Source organism: Crystallibacter permensis (assembly GCF_025960875.1).
Lineage (GTDB): Bacteria > Actinomycetota > Actinomycetes > Actinomycetales > Micrococcaceae > Crystallibacter > Crystallibacter permensis.
Map to the genome: position 1 here is coordinate 1 of NZ_JAODLR010000011.1, position 19918 is coordinate 19918.

The following is a 19918-nucleotide window of genomic DNA, read 5'->3' on the forward strand; positions in this document are numbered from 1 at the left end:
ACGGGAACCAGCACTGCACTAAATTCAAACCAGGCTAAAAAACATCGCGGCACACCACGGAGGCGGTGCCCCACGACAATAATTCAACCAATAAACTAATTGGTATCAACAAACTTGGCACACTATTGAGTTCTCAAACAACAGGAGCAAACGAATACTTATTGAAACTAGAATCCTTGAATTCTTTTATTGTTTCGCATTTCTTCGCTGCGATGTTCATAAATTTATTTCATTCCATATCCCTTGTCAAATCGGCGTTTTCCGCGATTTTCCATTCGATAAAGAATGCGCCCGCAACAAATTTTCAGCGTTTCCGGCTCTTGCATCTAAGTGCACGCCGGAATTGCTTCCGATTCATCTTGGGATTTTGCCCTCCTGCTCGCTGTGTCTTTTTCAACTCAGCGGCGGCGACTCAGAAAACAATACACAAGGTTTCAGGCTCCTGCAAATCCGCCCAAATTACGCCTCAAAAATGAAAGCGGACCCGTCCCTGCGCCCGCTGCCATGCTGGCAGTTGACACGGGTACGGGCCCGCCATGTTGGCTTTGCCGGGGTTGTTCCCGACGTGCGGCCTCTGACTATGCAGGTACTTCGACCATGGCCAGGGTGCGCTTGCCCCTGCGCATCAGCAAGTACTTGCCGTGCAGCAGCTCTGCAACGTCGATGACTGCATCCGGATCCGTGATTTTTTCGTTGTTCACGTACGCACCACCTTCGGCTACGGTGCGACGGGCGCCGGAATTGCTCGGCACGAGGCCGGAGGCAACGAGCAACCCAATGATGTTCAGGGAACCGCGGTCCACTGTGGCGCTGGGCAGCTGCGAAGTGGCCGAAACCAATGTGGCTTCGTCCAGCGCTTGCAGCTCTCCCTGCCCGAACAACGCCGCCGAAGCAGCGATCACCTTGTCGGTTGCTTCCTCCCCATGCACCAGCGAGGTCACGTCGTAGGCCAGCACGCGCTGGGCCTCGCGGGTATGGGCGCGTTCGGCCACTGCCTTTTCAAGCTCTTCGATTTCGGTTCTGCTCCGGAAAGTGAAGACCTTGAGCCGCTCGACAACGTCGGCATCGGCCGTGTTCAGCCAGAACTGGTACATCGCGTACGGGCTGCACATTGCGGCGTCGAGCCAGATGGCGTTGCCTTCGCTCTTGCCGAACTTGGTTCCATCCGAGTTGGTAATCAGCGGAGTGCCGATGGCGTGGACGGACTGGCCCTCGACCTTGCGGATCAGCTCGGTGCCGCTGGTCAGGTTGCCCCACTGATCCGACCCGCCGGTCTGCAGCACACAGCCGTACTGGCGGAACAGTTCCAGGTAGTCCATGCCCTGCAGGATCTGGTAGCTGAATTCCGCGTAGCTGATGCCCTCGTCGGAGTTCAGCCGGGAGGCGACGATGTCTTTCTTGATCATGGTGCCGACACGGAAGTGTTTGCCGACGTCCCGCAGGAAGTCCAGCACACTCATTGGTGCCGTCCAGTCCAGGTTGTTCACCATCCGGGCAGCATTCTCGCCCTCGAAGCTGAGGAACCGATGCACCTGGCCCTGCAGGTAGCCGACCCATTCGGCGACGGTTTCCTTGGTGTTCATCGTCCGCTCCGCCGTGGGGCGCGGATCCCCGACCAGGCCGGTGGAACCACCGACCAGGCCGAGGGGCTTGTGGCCCGCCAACTGCAGACGGCGCATGGTTAACAGCTGGACGAGGTTGCCCAGATGCAGGCTCGGCGCCGTCGGGTCGAAGCCGCAGTAATACGTGATCGGTTCACCGGCCAGCAGCTTTTCCAGCTCCGCCTCATCGGTGGAGACGTGGACCAGCCCGCGCCACTTCAGTTCCTGCCATACATTGGCGAAACCGGGGTCATTGCTTTGGGAACTTAGAAACGTATTAGTTGACACGGACTCTAAAATATCAGCCTTCGATGCCCGGTGGGATATCGCCCTCCGCCAGAAGACGCAGACGCTGGGTGGGGCGTGTCATTGCGACGTACAAATCGCCCACCTTGCCGCTGACGCCGTCGAGCAGTTCCGCCGGTTCCAGCAGGACAACACCGTCGAATTCCAGTCCCTTGGCTTCCTTGGGTCCGATGACCGTGATGTCCTGGTCCAATCCGCCGGCTCCCGCACCCACGCGGCTTCCGTAGACAGCCGCCAGTTCCTTGCGTGCTTCCTCAACACGATGATCCGCCGCGATGACCGCCAACAGGCCGCCGTCGAGGGCGTCGAGTTCCTCCGGCATGACCTCGACCAGTCTGCCCAGGAGTCCGCCGTCGTCCACCTTGTCAATGATCGGATCCCAGATGCCGTCCCGGACAGCCTTGGGCGCGGAAATCACCAGTCCGGCCGCATTGGCCATGCGCACCGCGGCTTCCGCGATTTGCGACGGCGTGCGGTAGTTCACCGTCAGCTCTTCCAGCCGCCAGCGGTCCTGGGCAAAGGGCTCAAGGACCTGCTGCCAGGAGTGTGCGCCGGCAGCGGAGCTCGTCTGTGCTATGTCGCCCACCACTGTGAAGGACTTCAGCGGGCAGCGGCGCATCAACAGCCGCCACTGCATGGCCGAGAGTTCCTGCGCTTCATCGACCACGATGTGGCCGAAGGCCCAGGTGCGGTCCGACGCGGCACGTTCTGCCGCGGTGAAGCGAGTCTCCTGTATCTGGTTGTGGGCCGCCAGGTCCTCGGCGCTGACGAGACCGTCGATCCCGCTTGCCTTTAACGCCTCGTCCAGGTTCACGAGGGACTGCTCGGCATTCGCGACGTCGCGGGCACGCTGGTGCTCCCGCTGGGACTTGTCGCGGGCACTGGAAACATCCATCGGGCCGAGAAGTTCCGCCGCCTCGTCGAGGAGCGGCACGTCGGCCTCGGTCCACGGCGCCGACGGATCACGCAAGAGCAGTGCCCGTTCCGCGTCGCTCAACTGACGCGCAGCGCCTTCGAGGTGCGCGGGCTTGCTCAGCAGTTCGCCGATCAGCTGCTCCGGCGTCAGCGGCATCCAGCACAGGTTCAGGGCCACCCGAACGTCGCGGGAGGTGCGGACGTCTTCTGTCAGGTAGCTGCGGTCCGCATTATTGCCAGGCCCGGACGATTCTTCCAGCGCCTGGGTCAACTGCTCGGTCAGTTCGCGCAGCAGGATTTTCACGAACGTCGTGCGGGCCTCGTTGTGCGGCTTGCCGGTGGACCGTGCCCTGTCCCGTGCCCGGATCACCTGCTTGGGAGTCAGCGTAAGGATGGTGCCCTCGACGTTGAGCTTGCGCGGGCCCGCCGGGAGGCGCTGCCGGTTAGCCACCGCCCGCGCCACTACCTTGGCCATGGACGCCCGGCCCTTGAGTTCGGCAACGGCCTGGTCGGTTTCCGGCACGGCGTTAATACCCGGCATCAGTTTGCCTAGGGTGGACATCACCACACCGGTCTCGCCGAGCGACGGCAGGACACGTTCGATGTACTTCATGAACGAGTTCGACGGCCCCACCAGTAGGACGCCGGCGGACTTCAGCCGCTCCCGGTGCATATACAGCAAGTACGCCGCGCGGTGCAGGGCGACGGCGGTCTTGCCCGTCCCCGGCCCGCCCTGGACCACCAGCACACCTTGCATGGGACTGCGGATGATCCGGTCCTGCTCGGCCTGGATAGTGCCGACGATGTCCGACATCTGTCCGGTGCGTTTCGAGTTCAGCGCCGCCAGCAGGGCGCCCTCTCCCTGCAGGTTGCCCGAATCGAGCATCGACGCGTCCAGCACGTCGTCCTCAACGGCTTTAACGTCCCGACCCTTCAGGATCAGATGCCGACGCCGTCGTACGCCCTGGCGTTCGAAGGCCGTGGCCTGGTAGAAGACTCCGGCCTCGGGCGCGCGCCAGTCCACCATGAGCCGCTGCAGATCAGCCGTACTCAGGCCGATGCGGCCGATGTAGCGGGACTCACCGCTATCCAGATCCAGCCGTCCGAAGACAAGCCGGTCATCCACGGCGTTGAGCTGGGCGAGCCGGTCCTCGTACATGGTGGCGAAGGCGTCACGTTCAGAAATATTCTGCATCGTGCCTACTGCACCGCCGCTGCGGACCCGGTCCAGCTGCTGCTGCTTTTCGGCGCGCAACTCATCCAGACGCTGGTACAAACCCGCGACATAGTCCCGCTCGTGTTCAAGTTCCATATGTGCCGAAACCGCTTCCTGCATTATGTGTTCCTCCCGCAAAGGCAGAGCGTCAATCTTACAGTGCCCGGCATGAAATTACATGAACGCCCACGTCAGGGCCACAACAAGACGACAGAACCGGAGGGGTTCAGGAGAAGATCCGGAATAGATCCGGAACGGGTTCCCGACGTGATTACTCGCGGACCAGCGAGCGGATCCGGTGGCCTGCCAGTGCCGCGCGTCCGCGCAGGCCCGTCAGTTCAAGTACGACGCCGAACCCGGAAACCTGTACTCCGGCCCGTTCGAACAGCCGGCAGGCCGCGCCGAGGGTGCCGCCGGTGGCCAGCACATCGTCAAGGATAAGCACGCGCATGCCGGGCTTGAGATCATCGGCATGCAGTTCAAGCGTCGCCGTACCGTATTCGAGGGTGTAATCCTCCGCGTAGACCTTCCGCGGAAGTTTGCCCTTCTTCCGCACCGTCACCACGCCTTTGCCTGATGCATACGCTCCGGCGGCCGCCAGCAAAAAGCCGCGGGCTTCGATGCCGGCCACGGCGTCGAACTGCCCTTCGAAGGGGTCGATGAGCGCATGCACGATGGTGCGAAGAGCGGGACCGTCCGCGAAAACGGGCGTGAGGTCCCGAAAGACAATGCCTGGTTTCGGGTAGTCGGAGACGGTGGCCGAAAGCCGGCTGATGACTGACTCCGCGGACTCTGAAGCTCGTTCACTCACCCCACTACCCTACCGCCGCTGGCCTGCAAGGAAGACGGGAAGACGGCCGTGCCTGGGTAAAGACCTGCTGGCTCCGTCCGGCCCAGGATTCACCCGCCCGATTTTTATCCGTCCGAGCGGCGGCGGGGTTTGGCCGCGCGGTAGGGCGAGACGGTTTTCTCCCCCTCCAGCCAGAACCGCCAGGGGTAGCTATCGGTCCCGCCCTCACCGCTGACCCCCACCCGGGGCCCGCTGCGCACATGGGCTGGCGGAGCGGGCGTGGCAGGTAGCCGGAGCTCGAGTTCACCGGGAACGAAGGCCCGGCCGTTATCCGCCAGGGTCAGCCCCAAGGCCTGCGCCAGGCGGCCCGGTCCGCGAGCCAGCTCGGTATCGTTTTTCGCCGAGGTACGACGGCGGTACGCCAGTTCGCGTCCGTGGGTCACCTCCCCGGCGCGGATCAGCACACCGGTGGCTATGCCGGCGTGGCCGCAGACAATGTTGACGCAGTGGTGCATGCCGTAGGTGAAGTAGACGTAGATGTGGCCCGCCGGGCCGAACATGGCCTTGTTGCGGTTGGTCTGGCCGCGGAAGGCATGCGAGCCCGGGTCCCTTTCGCCCAGGTATGCCTCCACCTCGGTGATCCGCACCCCCACGGCGCCCTCCGCTGTTGCCCGCAGCAGTTGCGCACCGAGCAGTCCCGGGGCCACTTCATCGGCCGGACGTGCGAGCCATTTCAGCAGTGCTCCCGGGATCGCGGGGACAGTCTCCACTACGATCCGGCGCTGCCGGCCATCCGGCGGTAAAAGTGTGTCAAGGCATCCCGGTGGTGCGCGGAAGGATGGATTTCCGCCCCGGAGAAGTACAAGGCCAGCGCGTCGAGCCGCTCGTGCCACAGCGCCATGAGTTCGGCGGCGCTGGCCTTCGAGCGCAGTCCGTGGCGGAGTTTCAGCAGTGTCTTGCCGTCGGAGTTCTCCAGCATCCAGTGCACGGAACTCTGCTCCACTTCCGGGCTGCACCAGCTGTACTCCAGCGTCTGCTCGTTCAGGACGTTCGTTACGTCGCCGCGCATGCTGAACGTCTCGAAGTCCAGCCGGACGTCTCCGCCGACCTGCAGCTGCAGGGTTCCGGGTGCGAGCCATTTTCCAAACATGTCCGGCTCCGTCAGGGCCTGCCAGACCGTTGACCGGTCCACGCCCAGCAGCCGGTCAAAGTGGACGCAGTCGTGGCCGGAGTCCTTGCCGAGGGTGCCCATGGTGTGGGACAGCGAGTACTCGCGCGCGTAGGCTTCCCGCAGCTTGCTCCAGCGGTCCGGCTGCGGCTGCGGCGTGCGTCCGGCCGCCACGTCCTCGAATGCGTCCAGGATGGTTTCCCAGCCCGCGGCACCTTCGGTCAGGAACGCCCGGCTCTCGGAGCGCGCGCGCAGTTGCACCAGCGTGCCGCCGTTGCTGTTGAGCATCCGCCACTCGAGCACGGACTCATTGTCCAGCTCGTCCTCCCAGGTGATCTGCAGGCTCAGCGGCGCGTTCAGCTGCAGCACGGTGCCGGTGACGGTGCCCCCGACCTCCAGTTCGTAAGGCTGGCCCTGTTCCCAGCCGGTGATCAGGTTCCCCAGCCACTTGGCCACGTGTTCCGGCTCGGCCAGCAGGCTCCACAGGTAGCTGTGCGGATAGTCGAGCTGGCGGTCAAAGGCCAGCACGTAGTCGGACGCGATCCGTTCGATCCGTCCGGACGGAACTACTTTCTCATCCTGCGGGCTCAGCGTGGTCATCGTCACTTCCTCGGCTCGTGGGCTCCGGCTGCATCTCTGTTTCACAAACTACCCCAAAGACAGAAGTTACCGGTCGGTAACTTCTGTTTGGCGAGAGCGCCGAAGGGCAGAAACAAGGGTGCCGGCGGACAGAGAACGACGGCGGATCCGCACCTGCTCGCTGCAGGTGCGGATCCGCCGTCGTTAGCTGGTTTTTGCGGGGGTCAGGCGCCCGCAGCGTACGTGCGCACCGGTTCCAGCTGTGCCTTCAGCGCCTCCAGCTGGCTGGCCACGGCAGTGGGTGCGGTGCCGCCCTGGGAGCTGCGGCTGTTCAACGAGCCTTCCACGCTCAGGACCTCGCGCACCTGCGGGGTCAGGTGCTCCGAGATGCCGGCGTAGTCCTCGTCGCTCAGATCCCACAGCTCGATGCCGCGGCTTTCGGCCAGCTTCACGGCCGCCCCGGAGAGTTCGTGCGCCTCCCGGAACGGCACACCCTGGCGGACCAGCCACTCGGCGATGTCCGTGGCGAGGGCGAAGCCCTGCGGTGCCAGCGATTCGAGCCGTTCGGTGTTGAACTTCAGCGTGGCGATCATGCCGGAAACGGCCGGGAGCAGCAGTTCCAGGGTGTCCGCAGCATCGAAAACGGGCTCCTTGTCTTCCTGCAGGTCCCGGTTATAGGCCAGCGGCAGGCCCTTGAGCGTAGCCAGCAGCCCGGTCAGGTTCCCGATCAAACGCCCGGCCTTGCCGCGGGCCAGTTCGGCCACATCCGGGTTCTTCTTCTGCGGCATGATGGAGGAGCCGGTGGAGTACGAGTCATCCAGCGTGACGAAGGAAAATTCCTTGGTGGCCCAGAAAATGACTTCCTCCGAAATCCTGGACAGATCCACCCCGATCATGGCGGACACCCAGGCGAACTCGGCGAAGACGTCGCGGGAGGCGGTGCCGTCGATGGAGTTCCAGGCCGCGGAGTCGAAGCCCAGGTCGGCGGCGACGGCGTTCGGGTCCAGGCCCAGCGAGGACCCGGCGAGGGCGCCCGAGCCGTAGGGCGATACGGCGGCGCGCTTGTCCCAGTCGGCCAGCCGCTGCACATCGCGCAGCAGCGCCCAGGCGTGCGCCAGCAGATGGTGGCTCAGCAGCACCGGCTGCGCGTGCTGCAGGTGCGTGCGCCCCGGCATGGCCACACCGTGGTGCGCCTCAGCCTGCCCAATGAGGGCATCCACCGTGGCGAGGACGCCGCCGGCGATGATGCGGGCGTGGTCGCGCAGGTACATCCGGCCCAGCGTGGCAATCTGGTCATTGCGGGACCGGCCGGCGCGGAGCTTGCCGCCGAGCTGCGTTCCGGCCCGCTCGATCAGGCCGCGCTCCAGCGAGCCGTGCACATCCTCGTCCGATTCGGCGGCAACATAGGCACCGGAGCGGACATCGGCGTCGAGCTCATCGAGGGCGGCCAGCATGCCAGCCAGTTCGCCGTCGTCAAGCAGTCCGGCCTTGTGCAGCACCCGGGCATGGGCGCGCGAGCCGTCGATGTCGTAGAGCGCCAGCCGCCAGTCGAAGTGCGTGGACTTGCTCAGTGCTGCCAGCGCATCCGCGGGGCCGCCGGCAAAGCGCCCGCCCCAGAGTGCGCCTTCATTGGTTCCGTGTGCCATTCTTAGTTGCCTTCCGCTGCGCGCTGGTCGCGTCCGGACGCGACCTTGGAGGAGAGACCGAAGATCTCGATAAAGCCCCGGGCCATGGACTGGTCGAACGTATCGCCGGTGTCGTAGGTGGCCAGGTTGAAGTCGTACAGCGCCGTATCCGAACGGCGACCGGTCACGGTGGCGCGGCCGCCGTGCAGTTCCAGCCGGATCTCGCCGCTGACGTACTGCTGCGTGTCGTCGATGAAGGTGTCCAGCGAACGCTTCAGCGGCGAGAACCACTGGCCGTCGTAGACCAGTTCGGTCCAGCGCTGGCCCACGGTCTTCTTGAAGCGGGCCTGCTCACGTTCGATGGTGACGTTTTCGAGTTCCTTGTGTGCCGCGATCAGTGCCATGGCGCCGGGGGCTTCGTAGATTTCGCGGGACTTGATGCCCACCAGGCGGTCTTCGACGATGTCGATCCGGCCCACGCCCTGGGCGCCGGCGCGGTGGTTCAGCTGTTCGATGGCCTGCAGCGGGGTCACGGCGTGCCCGTCGATGGCCACCGGGATGCCTTCCTTGAACGTGATGACCACTTCATCGGCGATCGGCGGGAATTCCGGGGAGGCCGTGTAGTCGTAGACGTCCTTGGTGGGCGCGTTCCAGATGTCCTCGAGGAAGCCTGTCTCCACGGCCCGGCCCCAGACGTTCTGGTCAATGGAGAACGGGTTCTTCTTGGTGGTGACTATCGGCAGGTTCTTGGCTTCCGCATAGGCAATCGCCTTGTCGCGGGTCAGCGCCAGGTCGCGGACCGGGGCGATGCATTTCAGCTCCGGGCCCAGGGTCTGGATGCCCACTTCGAAGCGGACCTGGTCATTGCCCTTGCCCGTGCAGCCGTGGGACACGGTGGTGGCACCGAACTTCTGGGCCGCAGCCACGAGGTGCTTGACGATCACCGGGCGGGAGACGGCGGAGACCAGCGGGTAGGCATCCATGTACAGCGCGTTCGCTTTCAGCGCCGGCATGCAGTACTCGGTGGCGAACTCATCCCGGGCATCGGCCACATAGGCCTCGACGGCGCCGCAGTCCAGTGCACGCTGCCGGATGGTTTCCAGCGACTCGCCGCCCTGTCCTACGTCCACCGCGACGGCGATCACTTCGGCCCCGGTTGCCTCGGCGATCCAGCCGATGGCAACGGAGGTGTCGAGGCCACCGGAGTAGGCCAGAACAATGCGGTCAGTCACTTAAGGGTGCTCCTATTGGTTTACAGGTTTGGTACGTTTTCAGGTCTGGCTGTTGCGGGCGGGTTCGTCCGCGAACTGCAGGAAGCGGGCGGCCAGGTCGGCGCCGCCGTCGGGGTCCCTGGTCACCAGCAGTACGGTGTCGTCGCCGGCGATGGTGCCCAGCACGGAGGGCATGACGGAGTGGTCGATGGCCAGGGCCAGGAAGTTCGCGGCTCCGGGCGGAGTCCGCAATACCACCAGGTTGCCGGAGGCCTCGGCGGTGACCAGCAGGTCCGCGCACAGTTTGGCCAGGCGGGCGTCCAGAATCTCCTGGGTAATGCCCGCCTGCGGGGCGCGTTCTCCCCCTTCGGACCTGACGGCGTAGACCAGCGCGCCGTCCTGGCTGCGCACGCGCACCGCACCGAGTTCCACCAGGTCCCGGGACAGGGTTGCCTGCGTCACCTGGACGCCTTCGGCGGCGAGCAGGGCCGCGAGCTCCGCCTGCGAACGCACGGACTGCCCGGTCAGGATCGCGGTGATGCGGGCCTGGCGGGCGGTCTTGGTGGTGGGCATGCTGGTCACGGCCTGGTGTTCCTTCAGCGCCTTCAAGAAGTCTTCTGCAACGGTGCCAGGCCGGCCTTGTCCATCAGCCAGGTCATCAGCGCCTTCTGCGCGTGCAGCCGGTTCTCGGCCTCGTCCCACACCACGGACTGGTCGCCGTCGATCACGTCGGCCGCGATCTCGTAGCCGCGGTAGGCCGGCAGGCAGTGCAGCACAATGGCGTCCGGCGCGGCCAGCTTCATCGCCGCTGCATCCACCGCGTAGTCCTTGAACAGCTCAAGCCGCTGGGCCTTTTCCTCTTCCTGGCCCATGCTGACCCAGGTGTCGGTGGCGACGACGTCGGTCCCTGCCAGTGCCTCGGCCGCATCGGAGGTAACCAGCACCGAGCCGCCGGTTTCCGCGGCGCGCGCCTCGGCTTCGGCGACGACGGCGGCAGCGGGCAGGTAGCCAACGGGTCCGCCGATCCGCACATGCATGCCAGCCGTGGCGCCGGCCAGCAGGTAGGAGTTGGCCATGTTGTTGGCCGCATCCCCCAGGTACGTCATGGTCAGGCCGGCGAGTTCGCCCTTGTGTTCCCTGATGGTGAGCAGGTCCGCCAGCAGCTGGCACGGGTGGTAGTCGTCGGAGAGCGAGTTGATTACCGGCACGCGTGAGATGGCGGCCATCTCCTCAAGTCCGGAGTGGGCGTAGGTGCGCCAGACCACGGTCGAGACCATGCGCTCCATTACCTTGACGGTGTCCGAAATGGACTCCTTGTGGCCCATCTGGGATTCGCCCGGATTGATGATCAGCGGCACGCCGCCCAGATCCGCCACGCCGGCGGCGAAGGACAGCCGGGTCCGGGTGGAGGTCTTGTCGAAGATGACCGCCACGGTCTTGCGCGCAGACCCGTCCGCGGCATACGGCTGGTACAGGTAGGGCGACTCCTTCAGCTGCGCCGCCAGGTCCAGCACCGAGAGCTGTTCGGCCGGGCTCAGATCGGTGTCTTTGAGGAAGTGGCGGATCATGGCGTGTCCTTCGGGGCGTCGGCGTTGGGGTCGGCGGGGTTGGCCGCGGCAGTGGTTTCGGCGGCAGCTTCGGCGGCCGCTGCCAGAATGGCGGGCAGCGCCTGGATAAAGACCTCGGCCTGCGCCCCGGTGAGGATCAGCGGCGGCGCGAGGCGCAGCGTGCGCGGACCGGGGTTGTTGATAATGAATCCGGCCTCGAGCGCGGCGCGGACGGCCGGTGCGGCAATCTCTGCCGCCAGGTCGAAGCCGATCAGCAGGCCCTCGCCGCGGACCTCGGTGACGCCGTCGATACCGGCCAGAGCGGTGCGAAGCTGGGCGCCGACGTCGTTCGCATGCTGCAGCAGCTGCCGGGCCTCGATCGAGTGCAGCGTGGCCAGCGCGGCGGCGGTTGCCACCGGGTTGCCGCCGAACGTGGTGCCGTGCTGTCCGGCGGTCAGCAGCGTGGAAACCTGCTCGCCGAACGTCACCATGGCGCCGATGGGGAACCCGCCGCCCAGGCCCTTGGCCAGGGTCATGGCGTCGGGCAGGATGTCCTCGCCGCCGGCCACGCTGCCCTGGTAGGCGAACCAGTTGCCGGTGCGTCCCACGCCGGTCTGGACTTCGTCCAGGATCAGCAGCGCCCCGGCCTCGCGGGTGATTTCGCGCGCGGCCTTGAGGTAGCCCGGCGGCAGCGGCCGTACGCCCACTTCTCCCTGGATCGGCTCAAGAACGACGGCGGCAACGGTCCCGTCGACAGCGGCGCGCAGTGCATCCACGTCGCCGAAGGGGATATGCTCCACGCCGCCGGGCAGGGGCTCGAACGGTTCACGGTAGGCCTGTTTGGCCGTCAGTGCCAGCGCGCCCATGGTCCGGCCGTGGAAGGCACCGTCCAGGGCGATGATCCTGTTCCGCGTGGCGGTGGAGTTGCGGCGGGCCAGCTTGAAGGCCGCCTCGTTGGCTTCGGTGCCGGAGTTGGCGAAGAAGACCTTGGAGCCGGCCGGGGCGTGCGCCAGCTCCAGCAGCTTTTCGGCCAGCGCGATCTGCGTCGGGCTGGTGAAGAAGTTGGAAATATGGCCCAGCGTGGACAGCTGGCTGGAGATGATGCTGGTGATGAACGGGTCCGCGTGGCCCAGGGCGTTCACGGCGATGCCGCCGAGCAGGTCCAGGTATTCCTTGCCGTCGGCGTCCCAGACGGTGCAGCCGTTGCCGCGGACCAGCACGCGCTGCGGTGTGCCGAACACGCCCATCAGGGACTGGTTGTAGCGGGCCAGCAGTTCCTGGTTGTGCAGCCCGTCGAGGCTGGCCAGCTCCGACGCCGATCCGGCGGCCGGCTGTGGTGTTGCCTGTTGGATTGCCTCGCTCATTTCTCGTCTCCGTCCGGAACAACCTGGGTGCCGATGCCGGCAGCCGTAAATATTTCAAGCAGGATCGAGTGCGCCATCCGGCCATCGACCACGGCGGCGCGCTCCACTCCCCCGTCGACCGCCTTGAGGCAGGCTTCCATCTTGGGAATCATGCCGGATTCGAGCTGGGGCAGCAGGTCCCGCAGCTCGGAGGCGGTCAGCGAGGAGATCAGCGAGGACTTGTCCGGCCAGTTGGCGTACAGGCCCTCCACGTCGGTCAGGATCACCAGCCGCGAGGCATGCAAGGCATCGGCCACCGCAGCCGCGGCGGTATCTGCGTTGACGTTCAGCACCTGGTTGGTGCCTTCGCCGTCGTTGTTGATCTCCGGGGCCACGGTGGAGATGACCGGGATCCGGCCGGCATCGAGCAGGTCCAGGATGGCGGAGGGATTCACTCCCACCACTTCGCCCACGAGGCCCAGGTCCACTTCCTCGCCGTCCACCACGGTGCCGGTTCGCACGGCCTGCAGCAGCCGGCCGTCTTCGCCCGAAAGCCCGACGGCGTACGGGCCGTGCGAGTTGATGAGGCCGACCAGTTCCCGGCCCACCTGGCCGGTAAGCACCATCCGCACCACGTCCATGGCCTCCGGCGTGGTCACGCGCAGGCCGCCCTTGAACTCGGACTCAATGCCGAGCTTGGAGAGCATGGCGTTGATCTGCGGGCCGCCACCGTGCACCACCACGGGTTTGATGCCGACGTGGTGCAGGAAGACGATGTCCTCGGCGAAAGCCCGGCGCAGCTCGTCGTTGACCATGGCGTTGCCGCCGTACTTGATGACCATGGTGGTCCCGGCGAAGCGCTGGATCCACGGCAGCGCTTCAATCAGTGTGCCCGCCTTGTCCTGGGCTACAAGCATCGTGTTCATCGGTTCCTCAGCTCGAGTACGCGGAGTTCTCGTGCACATACTCGTGCGTGAGGTCATTGGTCCAGATGGTGGCGGACTCGTTGCCTGCGTTCAGATCGATCATCACGATGACCTCGCGGGTGTCCAGATCCACCAGGTCGCGGGAGTCCCCCACGCCGCCGTCGCGGCAGACCTGCACGCCGTTCATCGTGACGTTCAGCTGGTCCGGTTCAAAGACTGCGTCGGTGGTGCCGACGGCGGAGAGCACCCTGCCCCAGTTGGGGTCCTTGCCGAAGATGGCGGTCTTGAAGAGGTTGGACCGGGCCACGGCACGGCTGACAACCTCCGCATCCCGTTCGGAGGCGGCGTTGAGGGTGGTGATGGCGATGTCGTGGCTGGCGCCCTCGGCGTCGGTAATCAACTGGCGGGCCAGATCGGCGCACACCGTGGTCAAGCCAGCACTGAATTGAGCCAGGTCCGGCACCGCGCCGGAGGCACCGGAGGCCAGCAGGACAACGGTGTCATTGGTGGACATGCAGCCGTCCGAATCCGTCCGGTCGAAGGTCACCCGGGTGGCCTCGCGCAGCGCCATGTCCAAGGCGGGCGCTTCGACGTGGGCATCGGTGGTGATGACCACCAGCATGGTGGCCAGACCGGGGGCCAGCATGCCGGCGCCCTTGGCCATGCCGCCGATGACGTAGCCCGAGCCGTCGAACCGCGACTGCTTGGCCACGCTGTCGGTGGTCATGATCGCGGTGGCGGCGTCAGCGCCGCCGTCGTTGTTGAGGGCCGCCACGGCAGCCTCGACGCCGGGAAGCAGCTTGTCCATGGGCAGCTGCTCGCCGATCAGCCCGGTGGAGCACACCACCACATCGGACGCGGAAATGCCCAGCAGCGCGGCCGTTTTCTCCGCGGTGCTGTGCGTGTTCTGGAAACCCTCGGGACCGGTGCAGGCGTTGGCCCCGCCGGAGTTGAGGATCACGGCGTCCGCGCGGCCGTCGCTGAGCGCCTGACGGGACCAATGGACGGGGGCGGCAGCCACGCGGTTGGAGGTGAAAACCGCGGCGGCCGATTTGGCGGGACCATCGTTGACCACCAAGGCCACGTCCGGATTGCCGGAGGTTTTCAGCCCGGCGGTCACGCCTGCGGCGCGGAAACCTTGTGCAGCGGTGACGCTCACGGTGCTACTCCCTGGTGGGTCAGGCCGGCGGTCTCCTCGAGACCGAGGGCGATGTTCATGGACTGGACGGCGCCGCCGGCGGTGCCCTTGGCCAGGTTGTCGATGGCGCAGCTGACAATCACGCGGCCGGCATGTTCGTCGAAGGCCAGCTGGATGGCGACGTGGTTGGAGCCCTGGACGGACTTGGTGTGCGGCCACTGGCCCTCCGGCAGCAGGTGCACAAAAGCCTCGCCGGCGTAGGCCTCGGTCCAGGCCTGGCGCAGCGCTGCGGTGCCGGTCCCCGGCTTCACCCTGGCCGTGGCCGTGGTGAGGATGCCGCGGCTCATCGGCGCGAGTGTGGGCGTGAAGGACACCTGGACGTCTTCGCCCGCGGCAGCGGAGAGGCCCTGCTCGATTTCGGGCGTGTGCCGGTGGCCGCCGCCGACGCCGTACGGGCTCATGCCGCCCATAACCTCGGAGCCCAGCAGGTTGACCTTCACGGATTTGCCCGCGCCGGACGTCCCCGAAGCGGCGACGATGACCACATCCTGGGTCTCCAGCAGGCCGGCGCTGAAGCCCGGCGTCAGCGCGAGCAGAGAGCTGGTGGGATAGCAACCGGGAACGGCGATCCGCTTGGCCTCGCGCAGACGCTCGCGGTGGCCCGGGAGCTCGGGCAGGCCGTAGGGCCAGGTTCCGGCGTGGACCGTGCCGTAGAACTTTTCCCACACGAGCGGATCTTCCAGCCGGTGGTCCGCTCCGGCGTCGATCACCAGGGTGTCTTCGGGCAGCTTGGCGGCGATCTCCGCGCTGGCACCGTGCGGCAGGGCCAGGAAGACGACGTCGTGCCCGGCCAGGTTTTCCACGGTGGTTTCCGTCAGCTCACGCTCGGCCAGGGTGTGCAGATGCGGCTGGAGCGAACCCAATCGGGAGCCGGCATTGCTGTGCGCCGTGATGGCCCCGATGGAGACCTCTGGATGGCTGGCCAGCAGGCGGAGCACTTCTCCGCCGGCATAGCCACTGGCACCGGAAACAGCTACCGAAAAAGTCATAGAGCCACTATACAGGAAAACTTATTCATAGGGAGTCATAATTATGCACGATACGATGAAGCCAGCGCCCGTGGCGGAGACTGCGGGTGCGCGAAAACGCCAGTCTAGCTGCCGTCGCACGCGCGTGCGCGGTTGATTACAGGAGGACCAGACGCCATGGCCCAAGCAATCGTTGCCGAAGCTCCCGGAGGACCCGAGGTTATGCAGCTGCAGGAGGTCCGGATCCCCACGCCGGGACCGGGCCAGCTGCTGGTCAAGGTTGCGGCCGCGGGTGTGAACTTCATCGACACCTATCAGCGCAGCGGCGTGTACAAGGTCCGGTTCCCGTTCACGCCGGGCAGCGAGATCGCCGGAACTGTGGAAGCCTGCGGCGAGGGCGTCACGGGTTTTGCCAACGGCGACCGGGTGGCCACCTCCGAGGCCCGCGCCGGCTACGCGCAGTATGCGCTTATGGATGCGGACGGTGCCCTGCCGGTCCCGGACGGCGTCAGCGACGAGACGGCCGCGGCCATCCCGCTTCAGGGCATGACGGCGCACTATCTGGTCAATTCGAGCTTCAAGGTCCAGTCCGGCCAGACCGTGCTGACGCACGCGGGTGCCGGCGGTGTGGGCCTGGTCCTGACCCAGTTGCTCAAGGCCAAGGGCGCCCGGGTCATCACCACGGTCTCCACCGACGAAAAGGAAGAGCTGGCGCGGGAAGCAGGAGCGGACGAAGTCCTGCGCTACGACGGCTTCGCCGAGCAGGTGCGCGAGCTGACCGGCGGCACCGGGGTGGACGTGGTGTACGACGGCGTGGGCAAGGATACGTTCGAAGGCTCGCTCGCCAGCCTGCGGACCCGGGGCACGTTGGTGCTCTTCGGGGGCGCCTCCGGCCAGGTTCCGCCGTTCGACCTGCAGCGCTTGAACGCGGCCGGCTCGCTGTTCGTAACGCGTCCCAAGCTGGCCGACCACCTGCTCACCGCAGAAGAACGGCGCTGGCGCTCGGAAGAGCTCTTCGCCGCGGTCCTGGACGGTTCCCTCAAGATGCGGGTGGGTGCAAGCTACCCGTTGTCCGAGGCGGGGCAGGCCCACTCCGACCTGGAGTCACGCCGCACCACGGGCAAGCTCCTGCTGATCCCGTAACCGTTCCGCCGCCATGCTCCTCGAGCCGTGGCTGTTCAGCGCGGCACTGCCAGCGTTTCCCGGAAAATAACACCCGGATCGGCCGAACCGCCGATGGCCAGTGCCGCGGCCAGCGTTGGAGGAACGGCTGTCCCGTCGGCCATGGCCGGCGTGAGCTGAAGGTCCACCAGCTGCACGCCCGGCCGTTCCCCGGCCGAGCCGGGCCAGATGGTCAGCAGTGCGCTGCCTTCCGCATCCGCCACTCCTACCGCGTCGGGGGCAAGGCGGAGGCCGTGGCCGGTGGATTTCAGCACGGCTTCTTTCCGCGTCCAGAGCTGCGCGCGGAGCCGCCGGCGGTCAACGGCCCGGGCGAGCAGTTCGCGTTCGTCGGGGGTGAGCATCACGGCGTCGATGTTGTCATCCTCGCCGAAGGCCGCCGAACCCGTGTCCTCCAGGTCGACGCCCAGGAGCACCGGCCGGAAGGACAGCGCGGCCAGCAGCCAGTCCCCGCTGCGGCTGTAGCTGACCCGAACGGGCGCAGGATTGCCGTCCAGCAGCAGGTACGGCTGGCCATGGCTTCCGTCGTTGCCGCGCAGGCAGTCGCGGCAGTCGAACGCCAACTGCACGCGTTCGGTCCCGACGTCGAGCTCATCCGCCGCCAGGCGCCGCACTGCGTCACGGGACAGGCTGCGGATGGCACCCCGGCGGAAGCCGCGGCTGGCCATGCCGGAACCGGAATCGGCCAGGCGGACCAGCCGCAGGATGACCTCACCCCTCATACACTTACCTCCAAGACCGCCAACGACGGCGGGGCCTACCAAGGCGCGCCCCGCCGTCGTTGTTCAGTTCGCTTTTTCTTTAACGCTGGACGGCGCCGAACCGTTCGGCGGCCAGAGCCACCGCGGCGGCCCGGGCCTCCGAGGCCTCATCGGCCGTCAGCGTGCGGTCATCGGCACGGAAGCGCAACCCGAAGGCCAGGGACTTCTTGCCGTCTTCAATGCCTGTTCCGGCGTACACGTCGAAGAGCGCGATGTCCTCCAGCAGTTCGCCGGCGCCCTCGCGCAGGGTCTCCCGCACTGCCTCGGCGGCCGTGTCCGCATCCACCACCAGCGCAACGTCCTGCGTGGCCACCGGGTAGGTGGAAAGGTGCTTGGCGACGATAACATCCGGGGCGGCCTCGAAGAGCACGTCCGCGTTGAGCTCCAGCGCCGCAGTGCGTTCCGGCAGGTCCTGCGCGGCGAGCAGCTTGGGGTGCAGCTCGCCCGCGTAGCCGACGCCTTGGCCGTTGCGCAGCGAGATCCTGGCCGTACGCCCCGGGTGGAAGGCCTGGTGCGAACCCTGCTCCACTACCAGTTCGACGCCGAGCACGTCGCCGACCAGGCGCGCAGCATCCAGGGCATCCGCCCAGTCCCAGGGACGCGGGGTGTGGTTGGCGCCGGCGGGCGAGTCATGGCCCATGAAGACGGCAGCAAGGTGCAGCGGCTGCTCGGGGATCCCCGAGTAGAGTTCGTCCAGCACCTCTTCGGAAGGGCGCACGCCCAGCGGCGGGATCTCCGCCGAGCCGAGGCGGCCGTTGGGCAGGAAGACCAGTCCGGCCTCGTACAGGGCCAGGTCGCGGAAGCCGCGGGAATGGTTGCGGCGCGCCGTTTCCAGCAGCCCCGGCAGCACTGACGTGCGCAGGTAGCCGTGTTCATCGCTGAGCGGATTGGCCAGCTTGAGCGCACTGCGCTCCTCGCCGTCCGCCGCGGCACCGAAGGTGTCGTTGGCCGCCTTGGTGACAAACGGGTACGAAAGTACCTCGGTCAAACCCGCATCCGCGAGCGCCTGCATGACGCGCCGGCGCTGCTGCTGCACGCGGGTCAGTCCGCGTCCCGGAGGCGCCACCGGCAGGGTCGCCGGGATCTGGTCGTAGCCGACCAGTCGGGCGATCTCTTCAACCAGGTCTTCCTTGATCTCCAGGTCCTGGCGCCAACTCGGCGCCGTGACCTTGTACCCGCCGTCGTACTTTTCAACGTCCGCACCCAGGTCCGTGAGCGCCACGGTGATCTGTTCCTCGGTGAAGTCGATGCCGATCCGTTCGGCGGCGAAACCTGCCGGCAGATCAATAACGACGGCGGCCGGTTCCTGCCCGGCGTCGGTCACCGACGTGTCCGCGGCACCACCGGCCAGCTCGGTCAGCAGGTCCACGGCGCGCTGCGCGGCCTCGTCGGCCACCTGCCAGTCCACGCCCCGCTCGAAGCGCTTGGACGCCTCCGAGGGGAGCTTGTGGCGGCGGCGGGAGCGGGAAATGCTGACTTCTTCGAAGTGGGCCGCCTCGATGAGCACGTTGACCGTACTGTCCGACACCTCGGTCGCCGCACCGCCCATCACGCCGGCGATGCCGATGGCGCCGGAAGCGTCGGTGATCAGCAGGTCCTCGGGATCCAGCTTGCGCACCTTGTCATCGAGCGTCCGCAGCGTCTCCCCCGCATTGGCACGGCGCACCACAATATCGCCCTGGAGCCGGTCCAGATCGTAGAAGTGCAGCGGCTGGCCCAGCTCGAGCATGACGTAGTTGGAAATGTCCACAACGAGCGAGATGGAACGGATGCCGGCCAGCCGCAGGCGCGAAGCCATCCAGGTCGGCGTCGGCCGGGTGGGATCCACGCCCCGCACCGTGCGCGCGACAAACCTGTCGCAGCCGGGCTTGCCGTAAATGGGCGCCTGGTCTTCAAGCCGGACCGGGTAGCCGGGGCCGCTGGAAGGATCGACGACGACGGCGGCCGCCGGATCCTTGAACTGGGTACCAGTCGCGTGGGCGAATTCGCGTGCCACACCGCGGATGGAGAAGCAGTAGCTGCGGTCCGGGGTCACGTTAATCTCGGCGGCCTCGTCGTAGAGGCTGAGCACCTCGAGGGCGTCCGCGCCGATTTCGGGATCCAGGCCCAGCGTGCCGAGTACCAGGATGCCGTCATGGTCATCGCCGATGCCGAGCTCCCGCACGGAAGCGATCATGCCGGCGGAAACGTGGCCGTAGGTCTTGCGCGGGGTGATCCTGAAGTCGCCGGGCAGCACGGCGCCGGGCAGGGTGACGACAACCTTGTCCCCCGGCTCGAAGTTGTGCGCGCCGCAGACTACGCCCTGCACACCGGAAGGGTCGATGCCGTCTCCGGTCAGGGTCTGCTCCTGGCCCTCCGGTACTACGCGGACCTGGCACCAGTTGATGGTCTTGCCGTTGGACTGCGGTTCCTTCTCGGCCGAGAGTACCTGCCCGACAACTACCGGGCCCTTCAGTTCGTCGAGCGGACGGTGGACGTCCTCCTCTTCGAGACCAACCTTGACCAGTTCGGCCATGACGTCTTCAGCGGTTGCTTCCGCCGGTACCTGGGCATACTCGCGCAACCAGGAAAGTGGGATACGCATT

The 19918-nt window shown here is 66.4% G+C and carries 16 protein-coding genes; 1 reads left to right on the forward strand and 15 read right to left on the reverse strand.

Annotated elements, in window-relative coordinates; genetic code table 11:
• Positions 1-578: 578 nt before the first annotated feature.
• The 13 genes from tyrS to argC form a co-directional block, all read right to left on the reverse strand.
• Positions 579-1889 (reverse strand): tyrosine--tRNA ligase, encoded by a 1311-nt coding sequence (gene tyrS / locus B0G38_RS13365; protein WP_264669866.1) that lies wholly within the window; start codon positions 1887-1889, stop codon positions 579-581.
• A gap of 13 nt (positions 1890-1902) precedes the next feature.
• Positions 1903-4158: a HelD family protein gene (locus tag B0G38_RS13370; RefSeq protein WP_264669867.1), complete on the reverse strand. Its 2256-nt coding sequence runs from the start codon at positions 4156-4158 to the stop codon at positions 1903-1905.
• A gap of 151 nt (positions 4159-4309) precedes the next feature.
• Positions 4310-4849, reverse strand: a complete 540-nt coding sequence (locus tag B0G38_RS13375; protein ID WP_264669868.1) for an adenine phosphoribosyltransferase — start codon at positions 4847-4849, stop codon at positions 4310-4312.
• Between the two features lie 104 nt (positions 4850-4953).
• Positions 4954-5598 carry a DNA-3-methyladenine glycosylase gene (locus B0G38_RS13380; protein ID WP_264669869.1) on the reverse strand — a complete coding sequence of 215 codons (645 nt, stop codon included), beginning with the start codon at positions 5596-5598 and terminating at the stop codon, positions 4954-4956.
• A complete protein-coding gene (locus B0G38_RS13385) occupies positions 5598-6596 on the reverse strand; it encodes an SRPBCC domain-containing protein (protein ID WP_264669870.1) in 999 nt (332 codons plus the stop codon). Before B0G38_RS13385 ends, B0G38_RS13380 begins: the two co-directional genes overlap by 1 nt.
• Positions 6597-6799: 203 nt before the next feature.
• On the reverse strand, positions 6800-8221 hold the full coding sequence (gene argH / locus B0G38_RS13390) for an argininosuccinate lyase (RefSeq protein WP_169996293.1): 1422 nt from the start codon (positions 8219-8221) through the stop codon (positions 6800-6802).
• A 2-nt stretch (positions 8222-8223) separates the two neighbouring features.
• Complete coding sequence (locus B0G38_RS13395) at positions 8224-9432, reverse strand: argininosuccinate synthase (protein ID WP_264669871.1); 1209 nt, start codon at positions 9430-9432, stop codon at positions 8224-8226.
• A 39-nt stretch (positions 9433-9471) separates the two neighbouring features.
• Positions 9472-9993, reverse strand: coding sequence for an arginine repressor (locus B0G38_RS13400; RefSeq protein ID WP_264669872.1), 522 nt, complete (start codon positions 9991-9993; stop codon positions 9472-9474).
• 23 nt (positions 9994-10016) lie between these two features.
• Positions 10017-10979, reverse strand: coding sequence for an ornithine carbamoyltransferase (gene argF / locus B0G38_RS13405; protein WP_264669873.1), 963 nt, complete (start codon positions 10977-10979; stop codon positions 10017-10019).
• On the reverse strand, positions 10976-12322 hold the full coding sequence (locus B0G38_RS13410; protein WP_264669874.1) for an acetylornithine transaminase: 1347 nt from the start codon (positions 12320-12322) through the stop codon (positions 10976-10978). The genes argF and B0G38_RS13410 overlap by 4 nt, the downstream gene beginning before the upstream one ends.
• Positions 12319-13227: an acetylglutamate kinase gene (argB, locus tag B0G38_RS13415; RefSeq protein WP_264669875.1), complete on the reverse strand. Its 909-nt coding sequence runs from the start codon at positions 13225-13227 to the stop codon at positions 12319-12321. The genes B0G38_RS13410 and argB overlap by 4 nt, the downstream gene beginning before the upstream one ends.
• A gap of 7 nt (positions 13228-13234) precedes the next feature.
• Positions 13235-14386: a bifunctional glutamate N-acetyltransferase/amino-acid acetyltransferase ArgJ gene (argJ, locus tag B0G38_RS13420; protein WP_264669876.1), complete on the reverse strand. Its 1152-nt coding sequence runs from the start codon at positions 14384-14386 to the stop codon at positions 13235-13237.
• Positions 14383-15414 (reverse strand): N-acetyl-gamma-glutamyl-phosphate reductase, encoded by a 1032-nt coding sequence (argC, locus tag B0G38_RS13425; protein ID WP_264669877.1) that lies wholly within the window; start codon positions 15412-15414, stop codon positions 14383-14385. The genes argJ and argC overlap by 4 nt, the downstream gene beginning before the upstream one ends.
• Positions 15415-15570: 156 nt before the next feature.
• Between argC and B0G38_RS13430 the strand changes: the two genes are divergently transcribed.
• Positions 15571-16536, forward strand: a complete 966-nt coding sequence (locus B0G38_RS13430; RefSeq protein ID WP_264669878.1) for a quinone oxidoreductase family protein — start codon at positions 15571-15573, stop codon at positions 16534-16536.
• Positions 16537-16571: 35 nt separating this feature from the next.
• Here B0G38_RS13430 and B0G38_RS13435 read toward each other — a convergent pair whose 3' ends face one another.
• Positions 16572-17294: a 4'-phosphopantetheinyl transferase family protein gene (locus tag B0G38_RS13435; protein WP_264669879.1), complete on the reverse strand. Its 723-nt coding sequence runs from the start codon at positions 17292-17294 to the stop codon at positions 16572-16574.
• Between the two features lie 79 nt (positions 17295-17373).
• Positions 17374-19917, reverse strand: coding sequence for a phenylalanine--tRNA ligase subunit beta (gene pheT / locus B0G38_RS13440; protein ID WP_264669880.1), 2544 nt, complete (start codon positions 19915-19917; stop codon positions 17374-17376).
• Between the last annotated feature and the right edge of the window lies 1 nt (position 19918).

Bases quoted from the DNA above. Each gene is read 5' to 3' on its own strand.
- B0G38_RS13370 (WP_264669867.1), bottom strand. From the start codon at position 4,158: ATGCAGGAAGCGGTTTCGGCACATATGGAACTTGAACACGAGCGGGAC.
- argC (WP_264669877.1), bottom strand. From the start codon at position 15,414: ATGACTTTTTCGGTAGCTGTTTCCGGTGCCAGTGGCTATGCCGGCGGA.
- pheT (WP_264669880.1), bottom strand. From the start codon at position 19,917: ATGCGTATCCCACTTTCCTGGTTGCGCGAGTATGCCCAGGTACCGGCG.
- B0G38_RS13410 (WP_264669874.1), bottom strand. From the start codon at position 12,322: ATGAGCGAGGCAATCCAACAGGCAACACCACAGCCGGCCGCCGGATCG.
- B0G38_RS13435 (WP_264669879.1), bottom strand. From the start codon at position 17,294: ATGAGGGGTGAGGTCATCCTGCGGCTGGTCCGCCTGGCCGATTCCGGT.
- B0G38_RS13430 (WP_264669878.1), top strand. From the start codon at position 15,571: ATGGCCCAAGCAATCGTTGCCGAAGCTCCCGGAGGACCCGAGGTTATG.
- argF (WP_264669873.1), bottom strand. From the start codon at position 10,979: ATGATCCGCCACTTCCTCAAAGACACCGATCTGAGCCCGGCCGAACAG.
- argB (WP_264669875.1), bottom strand. From the start codon at position 13,227: ATGAACACGATGCTTGTAGCCCAGGACAAGGCGGGCACACTGATTGAA.
- B0G38_RS13385 (WP_264669870.1), bottom strand. From the start codon at position 6,596: ATGACCACGCTGAGCCCGCAGGATGAGAAAGTAGTTCCGTCCGGACGG.
- argH (WP_169996293.1), bottom strand. From the start codon at position 8,221: ATGGCACACGGAACCAATGAAGGCGCACTCTGGGGCGGGCGCTTTGCC.